The sequence below is a fragment of the Streptomyces sp. NPDC020747 genome (assembly GCF_044334695.1).
Classification (GTDB): domain Bacteria; phylum Actinomycetota; class Actinomycetes; order Streptomycetales; family Streptomycetaceae; genus Streptomyces.
In genome coordinates, this window is sequence record NZ_JBIRTJ010000003.1 from 779,366 (window position 1) to 801,269 (window position 21,904).

22 protein-coding genes are annotated in these 21,904 nt (G+C 69.8%); 17 read left to right on the plus strand and 5 right to left on the minus strand.

Annotated elements, in window-relative coordinates; genetic code table 11:
* The first annotated feature begins 158 nt into the window (after window positions 1–158).
* From ACH4YP_RS12635 to ACH4YP_RS12650, 4 genes are all read left to right on the plus strand, one after another.
* Entirely contained in the window at window positions 159–770 is a 612-nt protein-coding gene (locus ACH4YP_RS12635; protein WP_398490506.1) for a DJ-1/PfpI family protein, read from the plus strand.
* A 59-nt stretch (window positions 771–829) separates the two neighbouring features.
* The gene (locus tag ACH4YP_RS12640; protein ID WP_398490558.1) at window positions 830–1,342 is read left to right on the plus strand and encodes a MarR family winged helix-turn-helix transcriptional regulator; all 513 of its coding nucleotides are present in this window, start codon (window positions 830–832) and stop codon (window positions 1,340–1,342) included.
* A 78-nt stretch (window positions 1,343–1,420) separates the two neighbouring features.
* Window positions 1,421–3,577, plus strand: coding sequence for a serine/threonine-protein kinase (locus tag ACH4YP_RS12645; protein ID WP_398490507.1), 2,157 nt, complete (start codon window positions 1,421–1,423; stop codon window positions 3,575–3,577).
* A gap of 114 nt (window positions 3,578–3,691) precedes the next feature.
* Window positions 3,692–5,194: a M20/M25/M40 family metallo-hydrolase gene (locus tag ACH4YP_RS12650; RefSeq protein WP_398490508.1), complete on the plus strand. Its 1,503-nt coding sequence runs from the start codon at window positions 3,692–3,694 to the stop codon at window positions 5,192–5,194.
* Between the two features lie 226 nt (window positions 5,195–5,420).
* Here ACH4YP_RS12650 and ACH4YP_RS12655 read toward each other — a convergent pair whose 3' ends face one another.
* A complete protein-coding gene (locus ACH4YP_RS12655) occupies window positions 5,421–6,269 on the minus strand; it encodes an SLATT domain-containing protein (protein ID WP_398490509.1) in 849 nt (282 codons plus the stop codon).
* A gap of 326 nt (window positions 6,270–6,595) precedes the next feature.
* Between ACH4YP_RS12655 and ACH4YP_RS12660 the strand changes: the two genes are divergently transcribed.
* From ACH4YP_RS12660 to ACH4YP_RS12685, 6 genes are all read left to right on the plus strand, one after another.
* The gene (locus ACH4YP_RS12660) at window positions 6,596–6,955 is read left to right on the plus strand and encodes a YbaB/EbfC family nucleoid-associated protein (RefSeq protein ID WP_361056241.1); all 360 of its coding nucleotides are present in this window, start codon (window positions 6,596–6,598) and stop codon (window positions 6,953–6,955) included.
* Window positions 6,956–7,100: 145 nt separating this feature from the next.
* On the plus strand, window positions 7,101–7,700 hold the full coding sequence (gene recR / locus ACH4YP_RS12665; protein WP_095853428.1) for a recombination mediator RecR: 600 nt from the start codon (window positions 7,101–7,103) through the stop codon (window positions 7,698–7,700).
* Window positions 7,701–7,825: 125 nt separating this feature from the next.
* Window positions 7,826–8,485 (plus strand): DUF5063 domain-containing protein, encoded by a 660-nt coding sequence (locus ACH4YP_RS12670; protein ID WP_361056244.1) that lies wholly within the window; start codon window positions 7,826–7,828, stop codon window positions 8,483–8,485.
* A gap of 286 nt (window positions 8,486–8,771) precedes the next feature.
* Complete coding sequence (locus ACH4YP_RS12675; RefSeq protein ID WP_398490510.1) at window positions 8,772–9,791, plus strand: helix-turn-helix domain-containing protein; 1,020 nt, start codon at window positions 8,772–8,774, stop codon at window positions 9,789–9,791.
* Window positions 9,792–9,873: 82 nt separating this feature from the next.
* On the plus strand, window positions 9,874–10,866 hold the full coding sequence (locus tag ACH4YP_RS12680) for a helix-turn-helix domain-containing protein (protein ID WP_398490511.1): 993 nt from the start codon (window positions 9,874–9,876) through the stop codon (window positions 10,864–10,866).
* A 545-nt stretch (window positions 10,867–11,411) separates the two neighbouring features.
* Entirely contained in the window at window positions 11,412–11,813 is a 402-nt protein-coding gene (locus ACH4YP_RS12685; protein ID WP_361056253.1) for a hypothetical protein, read from the plus strand.
* Window positions 11,814–12,001: 188 nt separating this feature from the next.
* Here ACH4YP_RS12685 and ACH4YP_RS12690 read toward each other — a convergent pair whose 3' ends face one another.
* Window positions 12,002–12,424: a hypothetical protein gene (locus ACH4YP_RS12690; RefSeq protein WP_398490512.1), complete on the minus strand. Its 423-nt coding sequence runs from the start codon at window positions 12,422–12,424 to the stop codon at window positions 12,002–12,004.
* Between the two features lie 84 nt (window positions 12,425–12,508).
* Between ACH4YP_RS12690 and ACH4YP_RS12695 the strand changes: the two genes are divergently transcribed.
* The 4 genes from ACH4YP_RS12695 (at window position 12,509) to ACH4YP_RS12710 (ending at window position 15,558) form a co-directional block, all read left to right on the plus strand.
* Window positions 12,509–13,321, plus strand: a complete 813-nt coding sequence (locus ACH4YP_RS12695; RefSeq protein ID WP_398490559.1) for a helix-turn-helix domain-containing protein — start codon at window positions 12,509–12,511, stop codon at window positions 13,319–13,321.
* On the plus strand, window positions 13,318–13,506 hold the full coding sequence (locus ACH4YP_RS12700; RefSeq protein ID WP_398490513.1) for a DUF397 domain-containing protein: 189 nt from the start codon (window positions 13,318–13,320) through the stop codon (window positions 13,504–13,506). Before ACH4YP_RS12695 ends, ACH4YP_RS12700 begins: the two co-directional genes overlap by 4 nt.
* Window positions 13,507–13,793: 287 nt before the next feature.
* Window positions 13,794–14,870, plus strand: coding sequence for a hypothetical protein (locus ACH4YP_RS12705; protein ID WP_398490560.1), 1,077 nt, complete (start codon window positions 13,794–13,796; stop codon window positions 14,868–14,870).
* Between the two features lie 109 nt (window positions 14,871–14,979).
* Window positions 14,980–15,558 carry a Uma2 family endonuclease gene (locus tag ACH4YP_RS12710; protein ID WP_269651754.1) on the plus strand — a complete coding sequence of 193 codons (579 nt, stop codon included), beginning with the start codon at window positions 14,980–14,982 and terminating at the stop codon, window positions 15,556–15,558.
* Window positions 15,559–15,578: 20 nt separating this feature from the next.
* On the opposite strand, the gene ACH4YP_RS12715 is transcribed toward ACH4YP_RS12710, so the two are convergent.
* A complete protein-coding gene (locus ACH4YP_RS12715) occupies window positions 15,579–16,310 on the minus strand; it encodes a sulfite exporter TauE/SafE family protein (protein ID WP_398490514.1) in 732 nt (243 codons plus the stop codon).
* A 167-nt stretch (window positions 16,311–16,477) separates the two neighbouring features.
* On the opposite strand from ACH4YP_RS12715, the gene ACH4YP_RS12720 reads away from it, so the two are divergent.
* Window positions 16,478–17,002 carry an SgcJ/EcaC family oxidoreductase gene (locus ACH4YP_RS12720; protein WP_398490515.1) on the plus strand — a complete coding sequence of 175 codons (525 nt, stop codon included), beginning with the start codon at window positions 16,478–16,480 and terminating at the stop codon, window positions 17,000–17,002.
* Here the strand turns inward: ACH4YP_RS12720 and ACH4YP_RS12725 are convergent.
* Both ACH4YP_RS12725 and ACH4YP_RS12730 read right to left on the minus strand, forming a co-directional pair.
* On the minus strand, window positions 16,965–18,344 hold the full coding sequence (locus ACH4YP_RS12725) for a sensor histidine kinase (protein WP_398490516.1): 1,380 nt from the start codon (window positions 18,342–18,344) through the stop codon (window positions 16,965–16,967). The genes ACH4YP_RS12720 and ACH4YP_RS12725 overlap by 38 nt on opposite strands.
* A complete protein-coding gene (locus tag ACH4YP_RS12730) occupies window positions 18,341–19,081 on the minus strand; it encodes a response regulator transcription factor (protein WP_361056277.1) in 741 nt (246 codons plus the stop codon). The genes ACH4YP_RS12725 and ACH4YP_RS12730 overlap by 4 nt, the downstream gene beginning before the upstream one ends.
* Before the next feature lie 286 nt (window positions 19,082–19,367).
* Here ACH4YP_RS12730 and ACH4YP_RS12735 point away from each other — a divergent pair, with 286 nt between their 5' ends.
* Together ACH4YP_RS12735 and ACH4YP_RS12740 are read left to right on the plus strand one after the other, a co-directional pair.
* The gene (locus tag ACH4YP_RS12735; protein ID WP_055613483.1) at window positions 19,368–20,642 is read left to right on the plus strand and encodes an aspartate kinase; all 1,275 of its coding nucleotides are present in this window, start codon (window positions 19,368–19,370) and stop codon (window positions 20,640–20,642) included.
* Window positions 20,642–21,727: an aspartate-semialdehyde dehydrogenase gene (locus ACH4YP_RS12740; RefSeq protein WP_398490517.1), complete on the plus strand. Its 1,086-nt coding sequence runs from the start codon at window positions 20,642–20,644 to the stop codon at window positions 21,725–21,727. The genes ACH4YP_RS12735 and ACH4YP_RS12740 overlap by 1 nt, the downstream gene beginning before the upstream one ends.
* Window positions 21,728–21,904: the final 177 nt, after the last annotated feature.

The window sequence follows — 21,904 nt, forward strand, 5'->3', positions numbered from 1 at the left end:
ACGCGACAGGTTGTCGTGTGTAGGGACGCCCGCCCCGGTCCCACCGAAGTCCCGCCGACGGTCGGAGCGGCCATTGACAGCATCCTGTCGTGATGACAGCATGCTTACATAATCACCCGCAGGGCCGAACGACCGACCGGCACGACCGAGGAGGAACCATGGGCAGCAGCAACCGCAAGCCGGTACACCTTGCCGTCTACGACACGCTTGCCGACTGGGAGACCGGCCACACGACCGCGTACCTCGCACGGGCCGGCTGCGAGATCCGGACGGTCGGAGCGTCTCCCGACCCCGTGAGGTCCATCGGCGGGCTGCGGATCCAGCCCGACATCGCGCTCGACGACCTGCGGCCCGAGGACAGCTCGCTGCTGATCCTGCCGGGAGCCGATCTGTGGGACACCAGCGGCGATCTGGCCCCCTTCGCCCGCAAGGCGCGCGAGTTCCTGGACGCCGACGTGCCCGTCGCCGCGATCTGCGGGGCCACGGCAGGGCTCGCCCGCGAGGGGCTGCTCGACGACCGGGCCCACACCAGTGCCGTCTCCTTCTATCTGGCGGCCACGGGGTACAAGGGCGGCGAGCGGTACGCCGACACCGACGCCGTCACGGACGGCAAGCTGATCACCGCCGGTCCCACCGAGCCCGTCGCGTTCGCGCGGGAGGTGTTCGGGCTGCTCGGGGTGTACGAGGGAGAGGTGCTCGACGCCTGGTACCGGCTGTTCCACGACTCGGACGCGGAGGCGTACGCGGTGCTTGAGGCGGCCGGCCAGTGACCGAGGCGGGCGAGGCGAGTGGCGTGGATGGGGCGAGCGGGGCGGGCGGGGCGGGCGGGGTGCGGCAGGACCTGCTCAGCCGGAGCGCGCTCGGGGTCTTCCGGCTGAACGGCCAGTTCATGGGTGTGGCAGAGGAGTTGGCCCGCCCCGCCGGGATCACCGCCGCCTGGTGGCAGGTGCTCGGGGCCGTACTGAAGGAGCCGCTGCCCGTCTCCGGGATCGCCCGTGTCATGGGCATCACCCGGCAGAGCGTGCAGCGGATCGCCGATCTGCTGGTCGAGCGGGGTCTCGCGGAGTACGTGCCCAACCCCGCCCACCGCCGGGCCAAGCTCCTCCGCCCGACGGGGGAGGGCCTCGCAGCCGTGCGGCGGATCACCCCCGGCCACGCGGCCTTTGCGGACCGCCTCGCGGAGACCCTCGGTGAGGCCGAACTGGCCGAGACCGTACGGGTGCTGGAGCGCCTCATCGGTGTGATGGAGACGGTCACGGAAGCGGGAGCGGAGTCGGTCGCGAGCGCGGAGGCGGGTGCGCGAACCGTGACAGAAACGGCATCCGCTGTTACGGAACCGTAGACACCGCTCCGGCCACCTGCCCGTTCGGCCGCACTATCCTCGGGCTGTCGCACAAGTACGGGGGAGGGCGGCATACCGATGGAGAAGCTCGGGCCCGCCGATCCACAGCGGATCGGCGCGTACAGACTGCTGGCACGGCTCGGTGCCGGCGGTATGGGGCAGGTGTTCCTGGCGCGTTCCGACCGGGGGCGGACGGTCGCGGTCAAGCTCGTACGCCAGGAACTCGCCGAGCAGGAGGAGTTCCGCGCGCGCTTCCGGCAGGAGGTGGGGGCGGCCCGGCGGGTGGGCGGGCACTGGACGGCACCGGTCCTCGACGCCGACACGGAGGCGGCGATCCCCTGGGTCGCCACGGGCTATGTGGCGGGGCCCTCGCTCGAAACGGTCGTCGGGCACGACCACGGCGCGCTCCCGGAGCGTTCCGTACGGATCCTCGCGGCCGGCCTCGCGCACGCGCTCAAGGACATCCACGCGGCGGAGCTGATCCACCGCGACCTCAAGCCGTCGAACGTCCTCGTCACGATCGACGGCCCGCGCGTCATCGACTTCGGTATCGCGCGCGCCCTGGAGACGGTGACCGACGGCGGCCTCACACGCACGGGCGCGCTCGTCGGCTCGCCCGGTTTCATGGCCCCCGAGCAGGTCCGCGGCGACCGCATCACGCCCGCGTGCGACGTCTTCTGCCTGGGCTCGGTCCTGTCGTACGCGGCCACGGGGGACCTGCCGTTCGGTACGGCCAACAGCGGCGTGCACGCCCTGATGTTCCGCATCGCCCAGGAGGAGCCGGACCTGGAGGGCGTCCCCGAGGGCATCGCCGACCTCGTCCGCCAGTGCCTGCGCAAGGACCCCGCCTCCCGCCCGAGCCTCGACGACATCCTGGAGCGCACGGGCGCGGAGGACACCGTCACGGACGGCCGCAGCCGTGACCCGTGGCTGCCGGGGATGCTGGTGGCCCAACTGGGGCGGCACGCGGTGCAGTTGCTCGACACGGAGGACCCGGAGAGTCCGGAGGGTTCGCAGGAGGGTGAGGGTGAGGGTGAGGGTGCGGCCGGGGGGTCGGAAGTCTCTCGCCCCCGCCGCCCCTACCCGTCCTTTCCCTCTGGGGCTTCGCCCCAGGCCCCGTCGGGGGCCGGCCCCCGAACCCCCGCTCCTCAAACGCCGGAGGGGTTGATTCCAGCCCGTCGTGGGGGTCCCCCCGATCGAGCGAAGCCGAGAGTGGGGGAGTTTGAGGACGAGGCCGTTCAGGCCGATGGGGGGTCTGGGGGCGCAGCCCCCGGGGACGGGAAGGGTAGGGGCGGCGGGGGCGAAGAACCTCCGGGCCCTCCCGAGGCTTCTCCCGAACACGCCCCCACCCCACCCCCACCCGGCCCGCCGGGAGGCGCCCCCTTCGACCACCTCCCCACCATGACCACGGGCCTGCCCGGGACACCCCCACCGACCGCCCCACCGGGAGGACCCCCGGGCGGCCCACCCGTCCACCCGGCCTACGGCTACCCCCAGCAACACCCCCAGCCCGTCGGCTACGGCTACCCGCACTACCAACAGCAGCCCGCCGGCTACCCACCCCCTCCGGGCTCGACCCCGCCCTACGGCCCCACGCCCCCCTACGGCCCAACACCCCCGTACGGCCCGGGAGTCGCCCCACACCCGGGGCCGCCGCCGCAGGGAAAAGGCGGCCGCTCCACCGCGGTCCTGATCGTCGTCGCGCTGATCGTCGCGCTCGGCGCAGGCGCGTCCGTGTACACGCTGATGAAGGGCGACGGGGACAACCGCGCGGGCGGCGACCCCACCACGTCCCCGACGGCGGCCGCGCCCGCCCCGGGCCCGGCCACCGAGGGCACCACGCAGCCGCCGACCACGCCGGAGGAGACGCCGACGGACGGCGCGATCCCCGTCAAGTACCTCGGCACGTGGACCGCGTCCATCGACAACGCCACGGGCCACAACACCCGCGAACTCACCATCCAGCAGGGCGAGGTGGGCGACACGGTCCTCTCGCTCACGGCGGACGGCCCGGCCGGCAGCGGCACGTACCACTGTGTGTTCCGGGCGGAGCTCTCCGAGGCCCCGAGCACCGGCGGTCCGCTCCTGATCGGCGCGTCCGAGGTCACGGTCGGTCAGCCGGCCACGTCCTGCAGCCCGGGCGGGGCAACGGAGTTGACCGTCCTCCCCGACGGCAGCCTCCGCCGGGTGAACACGAGCAACGGCGACGAACTGACGTACACGAAACAGGGCTGAGCCAGGAGCGGGAGGGGGCGGCCCGGTGACCGGCCTCGGCCGCCGTCACGATGGCGGCACGGGGTGACGGCAGGGACCCTTGTGTGCGCCGGACACGCGCACAACCATGGATCCATGTCATCCACCCCCACCTCATCCCCCACGCCACCCCCCGTCCCGCACATACGCCCCAGCAGAAGAACCGTCCTGGCCGCGACGGCGGCCGCCGGAGCCGTCACGGTGGGGCCGTCCGCGGCGCCGGCGGCGTCCGCTCCGGCCATGCCGACGGCCGAGCTGGTGGACACGCCCGCGAGGCCCGCGACGGCGGCCGAGGTCCAACGGCGGGGCCCGGCCACCGCGCAGACCCCCTCCCGCGAACTACGCGCCCTGCTACGGGAGATCGACCCCGACCGCATCGAGGCGACGGTCCGCAAGCTCGTCTCCTTCGGCACCCGGCACACCCTCTCCACCCAGGACGACCCCGACCGCGGCATCGGCGCGGCCCGCGACTGGATCCTCGCCGAGATGCGCTCGTACGCGGCCGGGTCCGGCGGCCGGATGACGGCCGAACTCCAGTCGTACGTCCAGGAACCCGCGTCCCGCATCCCGACCGCGACCCGCATCACGAACGTGGTGGCGACCCTGCGGGGCTCGGTCACCCCGGAGCGGGTGTACGTCGTCTCCGGCCACTACGACTCCCGCGTCACCGACGTCATGGACGCCACCTCGGACGCCCCGGGCGCGGACGACGACGCGTCGGGCGTCGCCGTGGCGATGGAACTGGCGCGGGTGATGGCGAAGCGCCGCCCGGCCTCGACGATCGTGTTCGCGGCGGTCGCGGGGGAGGAGCAGGGGCTGTACGGGGCCGCGCACATGGCGTCCCGGTTCAAGGCGGCCGGCACGGACGTGCAGGCCATGTTCACGAACGACATCGTGGGCAGTTCGAGGGCGGACGACGGGACGAAGGACCCGTACACGATCCGTCTCTTCGCCGAGGGCGTGCCCACGTCGGAGACCCCGGAGCAGGCGGCGACGCGCCGTTCGGTGGGCGGCGAGAACGATTCCCCGTCACGGCAGTTGGCCCGCTTCGTCCGCGACACCGGGGACAACTCGGCGACCGGCATGCACGTACGGGTCGTCTACCGCCGGGACCGTTACCGCCGGGGCGGCGACCACATCCCCTTCCTCGAACAGGGCTACGCGGCCGCCCGGTTCACCGAGCCCGCCGAGGACTTCGCCCACCAGCACCAGGACGTGCGGGAGGAGGGCGGCAAGCAGTACGGGGACCTGCCGGAGTTCTGCGACTTCCCCTTCACGGCGCGGGTCGCGCGGGTCAACGCGGCGGCGCTCTGGACCCTGGCCCAGGCTCCGGCGGCGCCTCGCGACGCGCGGATCCAGACAGCCGCGCTCACGAACTCCACTGAGCTGACGTGGAAGCGGGGCTCCGAGCCCGACCTCGCCGGCTACGAGATCGTCTGGCGCGAGACCACGGCCCCCGAGTGGACCCACGTCATCCCGGTCGGCGACGCGACCTCCCACGAGATCGACCTGTCCAAGGACAACGTGTTCTTCGGCGTGCGGGGGGTCAACCGGGCGGGGTTGCGGGGACCGGTGGCTTTCCCGTTGCCGCAGGTATAGGTCTTTTCCTCATGTATAGGTGCGGGCCCGGTTGTGGCTGGTCGCGCAGTTCCCCGCGCCCCTTTTAGGGGCGCGGGGAACTGCGCAGTCTTTTGGGGGTTCGGGGGCGGAGCCCCTGAGTAAGGGACGATGGGGGTCCCCCCGCTCTGGGGGCACCTCCCGGCCGGAGGCTGGGGGAGAAGCCGAGAGTGGGGGAGGGTAGGGGCGGCGGGGGCGAGGAAAACCCCTACCGGGGCTCGGGCGGTCGCTGGCGCGGCATGTTCGGGCGGGTGCCCGGGGGCAGCGGGGGCCGCCCCGGCGGAGCCGCGTCCACACGGGCGGCCCCGCCCACCCCCGCCTGGAGCGCAAGCGGCCCCGCCCCCGTCCGAAACTCCACCATCCAGTCCGCCGTCTCCACCCGCACAAGCTCGGTCACATCCTCCGAGAACCGCCGAAGCACACCGAGACACCGCTCGGCAGCCTCCCCCGCGGTCCCCTCGGTGGGCCCGAGCACCTCCCGCACACACTCGGACGCCCAGTCGAACTGAAGTACCTGCAACCGCCGCTGCACGGCCTGAGCCGTGGCCACATCCCTTATCCACCCGGCGGTCACCCCGAAGAAGCGGTCCCCCGCCACACAGGCGACCCCGACGAGCATCCCCAGATACCCCCAGACGGCACCCCCGCCCACCACCCCGGTGACATCGAGCAGCGGCAACGCGGCCCCGGCCAGAGCCCCCACCGCGGCCCCCGCCCGCAACGCCCGCGCTCCCCGCCGCTTCCACACCCGCTCGGCGAGATACCAGGAGGCCGTGGTCAGCGCCCCCGTCTCCACCCACCGGTACAGCTCGTGGAGCCGCTCGGCCGGCTCGCCCCAGTCCCCTAGAGGGAACGTACGCCCCATGAGATCGCTGGGTCTGGGCCCGCCGGGCCCGAGCGCGCCCCGGCCGGGAACACCGCGTCGTGGACCGCTCCGCCCGGGTCCGCCGGGCCCGAAGCCTCCCGGCCCCGGCCTCAGGCCACCGGCCCGCGCACCATCACCCCGGCCGTCCCCGTCCTGGGCCGACCCCTCGGGCTGCATGTCCGGCTGGCTCACCCGACGCTCCCTACTCGTGACGTTGCGTGACGGTAACGTGGCGCAAGGTTCACGAGATGCTGCTGCGCCGCACCCTTACTACCTCCCAATGGGTGGCGATGGACCCGGTTTCGGGGGTTTTCCGCTCGGACGTGGGCGTTGATCAGGTATAGGCCAATCCGTCATCTCACTCGAAAGAGTGCTGGAGCGACGGCCCGGCAGACCACGTAGGCTCGTCCCAAGGCGGGAAAACCCCGCCGGACAGCCGTACTCAAGCGGTACGGGCGGTCGTACTCGCGGCCGTCCCGCAAGCCGTACTCACAGCCGTACGAAACCAGGAGCTGATCGTGATTCCCGGTGGTGGCCAGCCCAATATGCAGCAGCTGCTCCAGCAGGCCCAGAAGATGCAGCAGGACCTCGCGAACGCGCAGGAGGAGCTGGCGCGGACGGAGGTCGACGGACAGGCGGGCGGCGGCCTGGTGAAGGCGACGGTGACGGGTTCCGGCGAGCTGCGTGGCCTGGTCATCGACCCCAAGGCCGTGGACCCCGAGGCTGCATCCCCTGAAGAGACGGCCGAGACCCTCGCGGACCTGATCGTCGCGGCGGTCCAGGCGGCCAACGAGAACGCCCAGACCCTCCAGCAGCAGAAGCTCGGCCCGCTGGCCCAGGGCCTGGGTGGCGGCGGCATCCCCGGCCTGCCGTTCTAAGTCAACCCGGCGGTCCCTTCTAAGACGGCCGACCGCCAACTACCGTACGTACCAAGAGGGCGAGCACGACTACGGTACGTACCGAGCGGGCCGAAGAACCAGCCGAAGCACCAGCTGAGAACGAGCAGGGACAGGAAGGCAATCCGTGTACGAAGGCGTGGTCCAGGACCTCATCGACGAACTGGGGCGGCTCCCCGGCGTCGGTCCCAAGAGCGCGCAGCGGATCGCCTTCCACATCCTCCAGGCCGAGCCGACGGACGTACGCCGTCTCGCTCAGTGCCTGATGGAGGTCAAGGCGAAGGTCCGCTTCTGCGCCACCTGCGGGAACGTGGCGCAGGAGGAGCTGTGCAACATCTGCCGCGACCCGCGCCGCGACCTCACGGTCATCTGTGTGGTCGAGGAGCCCAAGGACGTCGTCGCCGTCGAGCGGACGCGCGAGTTCCGGGGCAAGTACCACGTCCTGGGCGGTGCGATCAGCCCGATCGAGGGTGTGGGCCCCGACGACCTGCGCATAAGGGAACTGCTCGCGCGCCTGGCGGACGGCACGGTCACGGAGCTCATCCTGGCCACGGACCCGAACCTGGAGGGCGAGGCCACGGCCACGTACCTCGCCCGCATGATCAAGCCCATGGGCCTCAGGGTCACCCGCCTCGCCAGCGGGCTGCCGGTGGGCGGTGACCTCGAGTACGCCGACGAGGTCACTCTGGGGCGTGCCTTCGAGGGAAGGCGGCTGCTGGATGTCTGAACGAGTGGTTGACGTACGAGACGTACGAGACGTACGAGACGCACGGGACGAAGCTCTTCTCGATGTCCTTCTCGACGCCGTTGTCGATGTTCCTGTCGATGTTCTTGAGGAAGGCCGGCTTCTAGATGTCTGACGCCACGCTGCACGCGACCGCTCAGGACCCCGATGACTTCGCGGTCCAGATCGCCGACCAGGTCGAGAGCTTCCTCGTCGCGGTCACAGAGGTGGCGAAGGGCGACGAGCCGGACTCGGCGGTCCCCTTCCTCCTCCTGGAGGTCTCCCAGCTCCTGCTGGCCGGCGGCCGACTGGGCGCGCACGAGGACATCGTCCCCGACGAGCGCTACGAGCCCGACCTCGGCCCCGAGCCGGACGTCGACGACATCCGCGAGCGCCTCGCGGAGATGCTCGACCCGGTCGACGTCTACTCCGAGGTCTTCGACCCGTACGAGCCCCGCAAGCCCCCGGTCCCGGCCCGTATCTCCGACGACCTGGCCGACGTCATGGCGGACCTCCGGCACGGCATGGCCCACTACCGCGCGGGCCGCACCACCGAGGCCATGTGGTGGTGGCAGTTCTCCTACTTCTCCAACTGGGGCTCCACCGCCTCGGCCACCCTCCGCGCCCTCCAGTCCCTGGTAGCCCACGTCCGCCTGAACCAGCCCCTGGAGGAACTGGACGGCCTCGACACCGACCAGGACCTCAGCGAGGAAGCCCTCGCGGAGGCGGCCGGCAAGGTGATGGCGGAGGAGATCGCGGGCCCGCTGGGCCTGCGCGAGGTCAAGTAACGCCGGGTCGACGGGAGTTGAAGCGACCAATCCAGTGGTCGTTTCATGAGTCCCGTCGACCCTCTGTCAACTCGCTCCGCGTCTCGGGGCGCCTCAGCCGGCCCTGGTCCCGGGTGTCCTCCCGCAGGTGGTCGTAGCGGGTGGACCACTTGACGGCGGCCCGGCTGGACGCGCCCCGATCCCCCGGCTGCGCCCGCGCCGCCCATCGCGCCCTCCCGCTCCTCAACAGAGCGCGCCGCCTGCCCTTCGCGCGTTGATGAGGACATGATGGGAGGGGGGTGGTCAGGTGATCGAGACGGTGTTGCGCAGTGAGGACCTGCCGGTAGGCGATCGGTTCGAGTGGTGGCGGGAGTTCACCTCACACTCGCTCGCGCCCACGGAGATCACCAGCGACCATGCCGATGACTTCCGGGCCTGCGCCCGGCAGTTGGACCTCGGGGCCGTTCAGGTGGCAGTGCTGTCCTATCCGTCCTTGCGCTCGCGTCGCTCGCCCGCGTTGGTTCGTCGGTCCGACCCGGAGCTGTATCACCTGGCCCTGACCCTGCGAGGGAGACAGAGCATCTCCCACTGCGGGCGTGACGCCTTGGTGGGGGTTGGCGACCTGCTGCTGTACGACACGACGCACCCATGGGACGCCTCGGCTTTCCCCGACAACGACGGTCCGGTCGAGGGGATCGTCGTGAACGTGCCCCGTGCGGCGATTCCTCTTCCGGCGGCGAAGGTGGACCGCCTCCTCGGAGCGTTGTTACCGGGCGATACCGGCATGGGGGCTCTCCTCGCACAGTTCTTGACCCGACTGGCACCTGAGTCCGACACCTGCCGGCCGCAGGACGCCATACGTCTGGGCGGGCTCACCGTGGACCTGATCACCGCGTTCCTCGCGCACCACACGGACACCGAAGACGGCGTTCCACCCGAGAGCCGCCACCAGACGCTGATGGTCGGCATCCACTCCTTCATCGAACGCAACCTGGGCGACCCGCACTTGTCGCCCGGCGCAGTCGCCGGCTCCCACCACATCTCCGTGCGGTTCCTGCACAAGCTGTTCCAGGCGCAGGGCGTCACCGTGAACGCCTGGATCCGGCAAAGACGCCTGGAACGCTGCCGCCGGGACCTCGCCGATCCCCAACTGGCCGACAAGACCATCGGCTTCCTGGCCACACGCTGGGGCTTCGTCCACGCTTCCGAATTCACCCGCGCATTCCGCAGGGCCTACGGAATCCCGCCGAGCACCTACCGACAAGAAGTACTCCACAGCCAACAGTGCACCGACGGCCAACTCCGGCTGGGGGACCTGGCGATCTGATGCCCGGGCAATCGGGGTGCCTGGGGCGTCCCTGAACGGGGCTGCGGGAACTGGGGCCCGCAGGAGAGAGGACTGGCGGGACATGATGTGGACGGCGTATTCGACGGAACACCTGTCGGGGACCGAACGATTCGACCACTGGGAGACGATGATCTCCCAGGCCCACTTCCGCACCACGATAGCCAGCGATCACCTGGATGACTTCCTCGCCAGCTCCCAGGCACTGAACCTCGGCGACATCCAGACCTTCGCACAGAGCTACCCACCCCTGGACGCACGCCGGACCCCTGCACAGATCCGGCGCGGCGATCCGGAAGTCTTCCAGCTCTGGCTCACCGTCCGAGGCGAGGTCGGGCTCAGCCAAGCGGGCCGACACACCGAAGTGGGCGAGGGCGATCTGGTGCTCTACGACTCCTCCCGGCCCTGCCAGGCCCAAACCGCCACCCGTGACCGCCCGGACGTCTCCTCACTCATCCTCCAGATACCCCGGGCCAGACTGCCCCTGCACTCCAACACCCTCGACCAGCTCACCCTGACCCGCATCCAGGGACAGACGGGCATCAGCGCACTGTTCCGCCACTACCTCACCGATCTGATGAACCACGCGCCGCAGTACGAGGAATGCGACGCGCTCCGCCTGGCCAACGTCACCCTGGACCTGCTGAGCGCCATGCTCGCCGAGGCCGCCCGGACCGAGGACCTCCTGTCGCCGGAAACGCAGCAAACCGTCCTGCGCACACGGATCAACGCGTTCATCCAGCAACACCTCGGGGATCCCGGCCTCACACCGGCTGCTGTCGCCGCCGCCCACCAGATCTCCGTCCGCTACCTCCACCGGCTCTACCAGGGCGAGGGGACGACGATCGCCGACGGCATACGCCGCAGCAGACTGCGACGCATCCACCGCGACCTGGTCGACCCCCGCCTTACCGCCCGGTCCATCAGCTCGATCGCCGCACGCTGGGGATTCCCCGAGCCGACACACTTCAGCCGCGCCTTCAAGACGCTGTACGGCATCACACCGCGCGACCACCGGCACCAGGCCCAGCACGGCGGGGCGCAGGCCGTGCGCTGAGTGCCAACAGCCGTGCACACGATGCCAACAACCCCATGAACTTATCCGGCATGCTCACGCCAGAAGCGAAGGATCAGTCGCCCTCGGGAGTTCTTCATGAGCATGTCGGTCACGCGTACGTTCGTCGGTGCGGCGGCTTTGGCCGCAGCTGTCGTCCTCGGAGGCGCCGGCTCCGCGAGCGCGTGGTACGGGGACTTCCACAAAACGGTCGACCACGCGAATCAGTTCGGTGGCTGGATCGACGGGAACGGCCCGGACAGCTACCGAGCCATCGGCGTATGCAAGGACGGGTCGTCCAGGACGGGTGTGACCCGGTGGGCCGGAGACCGTAGGGGATCCTTTGTCACCTGCAGTTCAGGGTTCTCCTGGCGGACCATGGAACACGTGTGAGGGGCAGCAGCCCCAGGCCCCGTCCTGTGACCGGACCGCAGGCGGCACCTTCTCTGTCCACGTGCCCGGCCGCACCACGCGACCCGGCAGCGCACTGCCCTCCGAGGTCCCGCTGTGATCGCACACCCACGTCATCCACAGAGAGGCACCGCCACATGTCGAGCACCACAGCACAGCACCGCCCGGTCCGAACGGCCGCGAACCTCCTGCTCGCCGTCCTCATGGCGTTCGGCTTCAGTGCCACGCTCGCGCCGTCCGCGCAGGCCGCCCCCCAGGCGGAGTGCTGGACCCCTACGGCCAACGGGGAAGGCCGCGGCTTCATGCTCGGCAACGCCAACCTCAAGACCGGCCCCTACTCGGACGGCTGTGCCAACAGGGGGTACGCCAACAGCGGCGAGAGGATCTACCTCCACTGCTACAAGGTGAACTCCCACAACAACCTGTGGTGGTGGGTCCGGACAAGCAGCAACAGCTACGGCTGGACCTCGGACGCCAACTTCTGGACCGACTCGGTGGACGAGAACGGCGACGGACAGGTCATCTACTTCGAGTGCTGAGACCCACCCGGTACGGAGGCCGTCCCCGCTGAGCACCCCGGTGCGCAGGGGCGGCCTTCCCCCGTGCTTCCTCTCCAGCCCGCCGGCCGGGTCGGCAGGCGTCCGGCCCCTGCCCGAAACCGGCCGCCGGGCCGGAGCCACCGTGAGAAAGCGCCCCTAGCGCGGCTCAGCCCACATGCCCGCGAGCGTCAGCTCTCCTGCGCGGCGATGCTCCGGGCGAGCGTCGCGTGCAGCCGGTCCGGGTTCACGTACGGCGTGGTCGGCGTCGGTTCGCTGTACCACTGCAACGGCCAGGTGTTGCCGTCCAGCGCCGGAATGCCGATGTACGTGACCGTGCGGCTCCGGGCCCCGCCGAACCGCTGCACCCCCAACGGCCACGTGTGTGCCCTCGCGGCCCCCGGTGCGAGCAGGAAGTACATCCAGCGGAACCCGACCGCCTCGCAGACGACGGGCCCCGCGTCCCCGTCCGCCGCCTCGACGAGGTCCGCGGCGGTCTGCTCCCCGCGTACGCCCTGGACCCGGATCGTGTCGAAGTGGATGCCGGACAGGCGGAGTTGGTGTCCGGCGACGGGGACCCACTCGGGGCGGTAGTGGGGGATCGTGTTCGTCATGGTCACACGGTGACGGTCATCCCGCTACGCTCGGTAGTGACCGAGGAGATACGCGCCGGGGTGTATCAGCCGGAGGTGGCCGCAGTGTCAGTCCAGTACAACTCCTCTACGCCGTCGCCGCTCAACTGGCGATACAGCGGCAACCAGTTGAAACGCTGGCGCACCAAGGCGAACGTGACCCGCGAGGAACTGGCCGCCGCCGCCAACTACTCCCCGGACACCATCAAGTCCATGGAGCAGGGCGTACGCATGCCGACGCCGCGCGTCCTGGACGCGGCGGACGAGTTGTGTCATGCGGAGGGGTTGCTGAGCGCGGCCAAGGACTACCTGAGGCGGGAGAAGTTTCCGGCGAGGGCGCAGGACTACATGGAGTACGAGCGCGAGGCGATCAACCTCTGGTGGTACGAAGTCGCCCTGATCCCAGGGCTCTTGCAGACCGAGACCTATGCACGGTCACTGATCGGCGACCATACCCCGCCCCTCGATGAGGACACCGTCGAAGAGCGGGTTCTGGCGAGGCTGGAGCGCCAGGGCCTCCACACGCGCAAGCCGTTGGCGGCTTGCAGCTATGCGCTCTACGAGGCGGCATTGCGCGGCCCGTACGTCGACAAGGAGCAGCTGTTGCACCTCTTGGAGATGGCCAAGCTGCGCAACGTCGCGATCCAGGTGCTGCCCTACGGCCGGGCGGTGGCTGTCGCCCTCCTCGGCCCGATGGTGCTCCTGGAGAACCGGGATCACGAGCGCTTCGCTTATACGGAGGCGCCGTCGACGAGTCAGTTGACCTCTGACCCGGAAGTGGTCAGTGCGCATACTGAGCGGCTTAGCATGATCCGCATGCTGGCCCTCGGCCCTGACGAGTCGGCCCGCTTCATCGAGGGGATGGTGGATGAGCTATGAACGACGAGTTGAAGTGGTCCAAGTCCAGCTACAGCGACTCTGAAGGCGGCGCGTGCGTCGAAGTCGCCCTCACCCCCACCACAACCCACATACGTGACACCAAACTGGCCGCCAACGGCCCGGAGTTGAAGGTACGAGCCCCCGCGTGGTCCGCCTTCGTTTCCGCAGTTCAGCCCGGGGCTTGAGCCCCGGGACCCGAGCTCTTCCCATGGGTTCTGGGTTTTGGGTTTTGATGGCGGGAGCCAACCAACCAACCAACTCTGTACGTGAGTTGAGCGCGCGTAACTCGTAAGGGTGACGATCCGTGATCGGCTTGCTTCGGAACGTGAAGTCACTCTAGGTTCGCGGCAAAAGATCGGCCTCGGCCCGGTGCTGTAACACCGGAATCCGAGGCCTGGACCTACGCATCGAAGAGGACTCGATCGTGGCTTACGCCCAGCCTAGCCCCGCCCTGCCGCGTTCCACCCACCCCATGGCCAAAACGGGTTACGGAAAACGCGCTGTGGGTGACGAACCCCCGCACGCGGACGCGGACTTCGCGCATCTGTGCCCCCGGGATGCCGAGTTCGCCGTATTCATCGATCACCTCGACGACGGCTACGCCATGGGCCACAAGGTGATCGCGGCCGAGCACCCCCGCTACGGCCAGCAGGCGAGCCGTACGTCCCTCAGGAGCCTCACCGAGGTCGGCCACCTGCGCTGGATCAAGGAACACATCACCGTCGAGGACAACTCGATGCGATGGGTGACGCGGACGTACTGGTCGCGTACGCCCAGGTCCGTGGAGTGGTGGACGGAGTTCGCGCGGGCGCGTCACGGCAAGGACGTCACGCAGAACCACCAGCCGGGCCTGGCCCGCACCGAGGCCCCCGCTCCGGCCCCGCAGTCGGTCTCGGAAGCCGAGAAGCCCGAGCAGGCAGAACGAGCCGAACAGCCCGACTCCGCTCCCGAGCCCAGCGCCGCCTACCGCGCACTCGCCGGGCTCCGCGTCGCAGACCCCCGTATGCCCCTGTCCGAAGCCGAGTGCCGAACGCTCGAACCTCTCGCCGCCGAGTGGCTGTCGCGAGGCGCCACCCCGGCCGACATGATCCGCGCGCTGACCGACGGGTTGCCGCCGGCCGTCACGAACCCTGGCGGGTTCGTCCGTACCCGATTGGAGAGCAAGATGCCCCCGCAGAAGAACGATTCCACCGAGACCGGATCCGGTCGTCCCCTCCGCGCCAAGGTGACCCGCGTGATCATGGCGTGCGCCACCTGTGACGCCGACGAGCGGACGGCGAAGATCGTCCGGGGCGTGTGCGAGGACTGTCTCGCCGAGGAGGCGGAGCTGGGGATGACGCAGGAGGACGTCAAGAAGGGCTTCGAGGAGATCGCCCACATGGGCACCGCGACCGCTCGTCTCCTCAAGGAGAAGTTCGAGCGCCGTACGGGCGGGCCCGTGCCCGATACCTTCCGCTCGGTGTCGATGGAGGACCGCGTCCACTACCACTACCGGGACAACCGCGACCGCATCGCGAACGGCCTCCCGCCGAGGCGCTGGAAGCCGTGACGGCCGAGAGCGGGCACGGGCAGATCTGCAGGCCATCGAGAGAGGACGGCGGCGTATGAGCGTGCAGGACGTGCCGGTCGGGGCACCATGGAGTCAAGGAGGCGACGCCATGACCCCCATGACCGCAGACCGGCCCCAGATGTCCGTCGAGGAGTTCGAGGAGCTGGAGCGTCATGCGCCCGAGAGCGTGTGGCTGGAGTTCATCAACGGGAAGGTCGTGGTCAAGCCCATGGCGGACGGCAATCACCGCGAGATCATCGCGTGGCTGCAACGGCTCTGCATGCAACATCGCCCCGACCTCTGGCTGCATGCGGAGAGCGGTCTCAAGACGGAGCGGTATCGCAAGGGGCGGGCCCGCGCGGATGGAGTGCTCGTCCCGGTGGGTGGTCTCAAGGGGCAGGGTGAGTGGTCGGAGGCCGAGGCCGCTCTGCTGGCCGTGGAGGTCACGTCGTACGACTCCGACACTCACCAGCGTGACCGCGTGGAGAAGCCCGACGGTTACGCGGCCGCAGGCATTCCGGTATACCTCCTCATCGACCGTGACGACTGCTCGGTCACCGTCTTCACCGATCCGGAGGACGGCCGCTACCGCCGTCAGGTGAAGGAGTCCTTCGGGGCATCTGTCAAGATCCCGGCTCCTGTCGGCTTCACCCTGGAGACCGAACAGCTCAAGGAGTTCGTGGACTGAGGCATCCGAAAGCCACAGCTCTACAACCCCCACAACCCCTTCCCCAAAGTCACAACCCCGCCCACCAACGCCAGCGACAGCACCAGCAGGCGGGCCTGTTTCTCCGGTACCCGTCCCGCGAGCCATCTGCCGATCGAGCCGCCCGCCACCATGCCCGCCACGACCAATCCCCACTCCGGCGGGCCGAGTTGTGGCACTCCGTTCGCGGCGACCGAGAACGCGTTCACCACCACGCCGTAGAACAGCGCGTTGGGCACGAACTCCCGTACCGTCCAGCCCGCGTTGAGGGCGTACAGGGATATCGGGGGGCCGCCGACGCCCGCCGCGGAGTTCATGAAGCCGCCGACCGCGCCCGCGGCGACCGCGCCGCCGTGTCCGCGCAGGGACGGTACCCGGGCGCCCCGCATGACGAGGAGGACGGCGACCGTCACCAGGGCGCCCATGAAGGCGAGCAGGACGGGCTCGGGGAGCCGGCGGGCCAGCCAGGTGCCGAGCGGGACCGTGCAGGCCGCCGCGGCGCACAGCGGCACCATCGCGCGCAGCCGGACCTCGCGCAGGCCGCTCGCGAGGCCGACCACGCAGATGACGCCCGTGGCACAGTTGGCGAGGACGACGCCCTGCGCCGGGCCGAGCAGCAGCACCAGCGCGGGAACGGCGACGAGCGCGAAGCCCATGCCGGTGAGCCACTGCACACAGGAACCGAGCAGCACGATGCCGCTCAGTAGCAGACCGGGCTCCCAGCCCCCTGCCATGGACAGCCCTCCCCGGACGTAATCGCGCTCTCACCTGCGGGTCTTCCCGAATTGTATGAACCCTGGCCGTGTGCTGCACGTGTGCTGGACGGGGCTTAACCGGTGTGAAGCGAAGGTTGGATCACTCCCCCAGGGGAGCAAGTCCACCCCACCACACAGGAGTTGTGATGAAGCGTCACATAGGGACCCGCGCAGCGATCGTCACCGTCGCCCTCGTGGCCGCCGGAGCCGTCACCGTCGGGGTCAGCCAGGCCGCCCCGGAGCACCAGTCGAAGCCCTCCGCGACCAAGCACGCGAAGAAGGCTTCCAAGGCGGAGATCGCCGCGCTGTTCGACGGCTGGAACCAGGCCCTGCAGACCGGGGACTCGAAGAAGGTCGCCGCCCGCTACGCCTCGGACGCCGTACTCCTGCCCACCGCCTCGCCCAAGATCCGTACGAACCACGCCGAGATCGTCGACTACTTCGACCACTTCCTGCTGAACAAGCCCAAGGGCACGAAGATCAAGTCCGTGATCAACGTCCTGGACAGCGACTCGGCGCTCGACGCGGGGCTGTACGTCTTCAACCTGACCGACCCGAAGACCGGTGAGAAGAAGAACGTCGAGGCCCGCTACACGTACGAGTACGAGAAGCGCGGTGGCAAGTGGCTGATCGTCAACCACCACTCCTCGGTGCTGCCCGCCGCAAGCTGAACCGGACGCACAGCCCCCCACCAGGGGCGTCCCGCAGCGCCACCGCACCGCCGTCATCGGTGACCAGCTGCTTGACGATGGCCAGGCCGAGCCCCGAGCCGGCCCGGCCCGTCAGGCCCTGGCCGCGCCAGAAGCGGTCGAAGGCGCGGGACTTCTCCGCGTCGGACATGCCGGGCCCCTGGTCCAGCACCGACAGCACCACCTCGTCGGGGTGGGACGACACCTCCACGGTGATCGTCCCGCCGTCCGGTGAGACCTCCAGAGCATTCGAAAGCACGTTGTCCAGTACCTGGTCCAGATGACCGGGACTGGCCAGCACAAGCGGCCGGCCGCCGGCAACTCCCCCCAGAGCGATGGTGACTCCACGCTCGTCGGCGGCCGGTCTCCACACCGAGAAGCGCTCCTCGATCACGTCGAGCAGCGACAGCGATTCGGCCGCGGACACCTTCGCCTCCGCGCGCGCGAGCACCAGCAGCCCGTTCACCAGGCGGCTCATCCGCACCACCTCGGAGGTGGCCTGCTCCACGTCCTCCCGTACGAACTCGTCGTCGGTCCCGTCCGCGATGTTGTCCAGGGAGAGGCGCAGTGCCGTCAGCGGCGTACGCAGCTGGTGGGAGGCGTCGGCGACGAAGATCCGCTGGGCGGCGACCAGGCTGTCGAGGCGTTCGCCGGCCGAGTTGAGCGTGCGGGCCAGCTGCTGGGTCTCGTGCGGGCCCTCCACCGGCGAGCGTGCCGTGAGGTCGCCGTCGCTGAACCGGGTCGCCATGTCGTTGAGCTGGCGCAGCGGGCGGGTGAGGCGGCGGGCCACGAAGGCGCCGATGAAGGCGGCCACGGCCAGCACACCGACCGCGAGTACGGCCCGGAAGCCCCAGATGCTCCACAGCCGGCTGCTGAGGTCGGTGGTCGCGTACTTGATGCGTACCGCGCCCACGACCCGGTTCTCGTCGTCCGCGGCCTTGGCGGGCACGGTCACCACGAGGTGCTTTCCCCAGACGAAGGTGGAGCCCCAGTCGATCGTCCGCCTGTTGTCGTTCAGGGCCCGCGTGAGCGCCGTGTCGTCCGCGGGGAGGGGGAGCGAGGCCACGGCCGTGCCGGAGGAGCTGACCACCTGGACCGTGCCGGGGGTGTCCTCGGAGTAGGCCCCGGCCATCCGCGCGAGCGCCTGCCGCGAGGACGCGTCCCCCTCGCCCAGCAGCAGCGCCATGGTGGTGGCCTCGCGTCTCACCGACTCCTCGGTGTCCCCGCGCAGCTGCGAGGTCAGCGTGAAGGCCACCGGCACGGTGAAGGCGGCCAGCGCGATGGCCACCAGGAGTACGTAACTGACGATCAGCTGCCGGATCATGAGGCGGTGTCACCCTCGCCGGCGCCGGCGCCGCTCGTGCCGCCGTCGTCCCGGTCGCCGTCCTTGTCGATCTCCAGGCGGAAGCCGACCCCGCGGACCGCCTCGATCGTGATCGCGCCCGCGAGCTTCCGCCGCAGCGCCGCCACATGGACGTCCAGCGTCTTGGTCGGCCCGAACCAGTTCGCGTCCCAGACCGCTTCCATGATCTGTTCGCGCGACATCAGCGCGCCCGGCTCCTCGGTGAGGAAGGCCAGCAGGTCGTACTCCTTGGGCGCGAGGGCGACCTCCTCGTCGTTCAGCCGGACACGGGCCGCCTTGCGGTCGATGGTCAGCCGGGACCCGTACCGGTCGGGGCCCGCCGCCGCGGCCTCCGCCGCCGTACGCGGCTGGGCGCGACGCATCACCGCCCTTATCCGCGCGATGACCTCGCGCACTCCGAAGGGCTTGGTGACATAGTCGTCGGCGCCGAGTTCCAGGCCGACCACCCGGTCCGTCTCGTCGCTGCGCGCGCTGATGACGATGATCGGCACGTCCCCGCGCTCGCGCAGCGCCTTGCAGACGTCGAGCCCGTCGGTGTCGGGCAGACCGAGATCGAGCAGCACGACGTCGTACGGATCCTCGTGGGCCAGGGCGTCACCGCCCGTGGCGACCCAGGCCACCTCGAAGCCGTAACGCAGCAGCCCGCGCCGGAGCGACTGGGCTACCGGCTCGTCGTCTTCCACCAGGAGTACGCGCACAAGCGGAACCTTAGTACTTGAAATTTAACGCGACGGCTCGTGAGTGTGACGCGGCGCACTTTCCGAGTGAGGTGCGCCCGGGCAGGGCAGATGCGGTCCTGGAGCGGCCGGAGGGCCGGTGGACGGAAGCCGACCGATCGGACGACCGAAAGCCGGACGGACCCGGGTGATCAACTCGTGAGCGGGACATCTCACGATGCGATATCACCGGGGTGGAATTCGGCCGCTCGTTAGACTGAGCCGACCGCAGTCGTGCGGTACGAGACGGATTGAGCGAGGAGCGCACGTGGGCCTTGTCGTGCAGAAGTACGGAGGTTCCTCCGTAGCCGATGCCGAGGGCATCAAGCGTGTCGCCAAGCGGATCGTCGACGCCAAGAAGAACGGCCATCAGGTCGTTGTCGTGGTGTCGGCGATGGGTGACACGACGGATGAGCTGATCGATCTCGCCGAGCAGGTATCCCCGATCCCTGCCGGGCGTGAGTTCGACATGCTGCTGACCGCGGGAGAGCGGATCTCCATGGCCCTGCTGGCCATGGCGATCAAGAACCTGGGCCACGAGGCCCAGAGCTTCACCGGCAGCCAGGCAGGCGTGATCACCGACTCCGTCCACAACAAAGCGCGCATCATCGATGTCACGCCCGGCCGTATCAGGACCGCGCTGGACGAGGGCAACATCGCCATCGTCGCCGGGTTCCAGGGCGTGAGCCAGGACAAGAAGGACATCACCACGCTGGGGCGCGGCGGGTCCGACACGACCGCCGTCGCGCTGGCCGCCGCCCTCGACGCAGAGGTCTGCGAGATCTACACGGACGTCGACGGTGTGTTCACCGCCGACCCGCGCGTGGTGAAGAAGGCCCGGAAGATCGACTGGATCTCCTCCGAGGACATGCTGGAGCTCGCGGCCTCCGGCTCCAAGGTGCTGCTGCACCGCTGCGTCGAGTACGCACGCCGATACAACATCCCGATCCACGTCCGCTCGTCCTTCTCGGGACTGCCGGGCACCTGGGTCAGCAACGAGAATCCGCAAGGGGACGCGCAGGTGGAGCACGCCATCATCTCCGGAGTCGCGCACGACATCTCCGAAGCAAAGATCACGGTCGTCGGCGTCCCGGACAAGCCGGGTGAGGCCGCGGTGATCTTCCGCGCCATCGCGGACGCCCAGATCAACATCGACATGATCGTGCAGAACGTGTCGGCGGCCTCCACGGGCCTCACCGACATCTCCTTCACCCTCCCCAAGACCGAGGGCCACAAGGCCATCGAGGCCCTGGAGAAGGCGAAGAGCGCGATCGGCTTCGACTCGCTGCGCTACGACGACCAGATCGGCAAGATCTCCCTGGTCGGCGCGGGTATGAAGACGAACCCGGGCGTCACCGCCTCGTTCTTCCAGGCGCTGTCCGACGCGGGCGTCAACATCGAGCTCATCTCGACCTCCGAGATCCGCATCTCGGTGGTGACCCGCCAGGACGACGTCAACGAGGCAGTGCGCGCCGTGCACAGCGCCTTCGGGCTCGACTCCGACAGCGACGAGGCAGTCGTCTACGGAGGCACCGGCCGCTGATGGCCAGGACTGTGGGACCCGGGACCGTGCGACCCGGGTCCGTGGGGCCGACGCTCGCGGTCGTGGGAGCGACCGGGGCCGTCGGCACTGTCATGCTCCAGATCCTGTCCCAGCACGCGGACATCTGGGGCGAGATCCGCCTGATCGCCTCCCCCCGCTCGGCCGGCCGCAAGCTGGCCGTGCGCGGCGAGGAGGTCGAGGTGGTGGCCCTGACGGAGGAGGCATTCGACGGGGTCGACGTCGCCATGTTCGACGTACCCGACGAGGTCGCCGAGCGCTGGGCGCCGCTGGCCGCGTCCAAGGGTGCGATCGTCGTCGACAACTCCGGGGCCTTCCGGATGGACCCCGAGGTGCCGCTGGTGGTGCCCGAGGTCAATCCGCACGCCGCCCGGGTGCGCCCGCGCGGCATCATCGCGAACCCCAACTGCACGACCCTGTCCATGATCGTGGCCCTGGGCGCGCTGCACGCCGAGTTCGGCCTGCGCGAGCTGGTGGTCTCCTCGTACCAGGCGGTGAGCGGGGCCGGGCGCCGCGGGGTCGACACCCTGCGCCAGCAGCTCGCGCTCGTCGCCGGTACGGAACTGGGGACGACCCCCGGTGACGTACGCAGGGCGGTGGGGGACAACACCGGCCCCTTCCCGGAGCCGGTGGCGCTCAACGTGGTGCCGTGGGCCGGGACCCTGCGGGAGGACGGCTGGTCCTCCGAGGAGATGAAGGTGCGGGACGAGACCCGCAAGATCCTCGGACTGCCGAAGCTGCCTGTCGCCGTCACGTGCGTACGGGTGCCGGTCGTCACCACCCACTCGCTGACCGTCCACGCCCGCTTCCAGGGCGAGGTGACGGTGGACCGGGCGCGGGAGATCATCGCCACGGCCCCCGGCGTCGTGCTCTTCGACAATCCGGCGGCGGGGGAGTTCCCGACGCCGGTCGACGTGGTGGGCACGGATCCCACGTGGGTGGGCCGGGTGCGGCGGGCGCTCGACGATCCGACGGCGCTGGAGCTCTTCGTGTGCGGGGACAACCTGCGCAAGGGGTCCGCGCTGAACACGGCCCAGATCGCGGAGCTGGTGGCGGCCGAGCTGTGACGGCCCACCGGGCTCCGAGGGCATCCGAGAGGCTTCATGGGGCTTCACGGGGCTCACGGGGCTTCAGGGGGCTTCACGGGGATCGGGCCGGAAAATTTCTGGTCGAAAGTTGAATCGTTTGTAGGATCTGTGTGACTTTCATGGTCGGATAATGGTCCGGACCACTTGAATCGAGGC

What these genes read in the sequence shown, in the direction of transcription:
- ACH4YP_RS12635 (WP_398490506.1), top strand. Translation starts at nt 159, where the DNA reads ATGGGCAGCAGCAACCGCAAGCCGGTACACCTTGCCGTCTACGACACG.
- ACH4YP_RS12645 (WP_398490507.1), top strand. Translation starts at nt 1,421, where the DNA reads ATGGAGAAGCTCGGGCCCGCCGATCCACAGCGGATCGGCGCGTACAGA.
- ACH4YP_RS12650 (WP_398490508.1), top strand. Translation starts at nt 3,692, where the DNA reads ATGTCATCCACCCCCACCTCATCCCCCACGCCACCCCCCGTCCCGCAC.
- ACH4YP_RS12670 (WP_361056244.1), top strand. Translation starts at nt 7,826, where the DNA reads ATGTCTGACGCCACGCTGCACGCGACCGCTCAGGACCCCGATGACTTC.
- ACH4YP_RS12680 (WP_398490511.1), top strand. Translation starts at nt 9,874, where the DNA reads ATGATGTGGACGGCGTATTCGACGGAACACCTGTCGGGGACCGAACGA.
- ACH4YP_RS12685 (WP_361056253.1), top strand. Translation starts at nt 11,412, where the DNA reads ATGTCGAGCACCACAGCACAGCACCGCCCGGTCCGAACGGCCGCGAAC.
- ACH4YP_RS12690 (WP_398490512.1), bottom strand. Translation starts at nt 12,424, where the DNA reads ATGACGAACACGATCCCCCACTACCGCCCCGAGTGGGTCCCCGTCGCC.
- ACH4YP_RS12700 (WP_398490513.1), top strand. Translation starts at nt 13,318, where the DNA reads ATGAACGACGAGTTGAAGTGGTCCAAGTCCAGCTACAGCGACTCTGAA.
- ACH4YP_RS12705 (WP_398490560.1), top strand. Translation starts at nt 13,794, where the DNA reads ATGGCCAAAACGGGTTACGGAAAACGCGCTGTGGGTGACGAACCCCCG.
- ACH4YP_RS12710 (WP_269651754.1), top strand. Translation starts at nt 14,980, where the DNA reads ATGACCCCCATGACCGCAGACCGGCCCCAGATGTCCGTCGAGGAGTTC.
- ACH4YP_RS12715 (WP_398490514.1), bottom strand. Translation starts at nt 16,310, where the DNA reads ATGGCAGGGGGCTGGGAGCCCGGTCTGCTACTGAGCGGCATCGTGCTG.
- ACH4YP_RS12720 (WP_398490515.1), top strand. Translation starts at nt 16,478, where the DNA reads ATGAAGCGTCACATAGGGACCCGCGCAGCGATCGTCACCGTCGCCCTC.
- ACH4YP_RS12725 (WP_398490516.1), bottom strand. Translation starts at nt 18,344, where the DNA reads ATGATCCGGCAGCTGATCGTCAGTTACGTACTCCTGGTGGCCATCGCG.
- ACH4YP_RS12740 (WP_398490517.1), top strand. Translation starts at nt 20,642, where the DNA reads ATGGCCAGGACTGTGGGACCCGGGACCGTGCGACCCGGGTCCGTGGGG.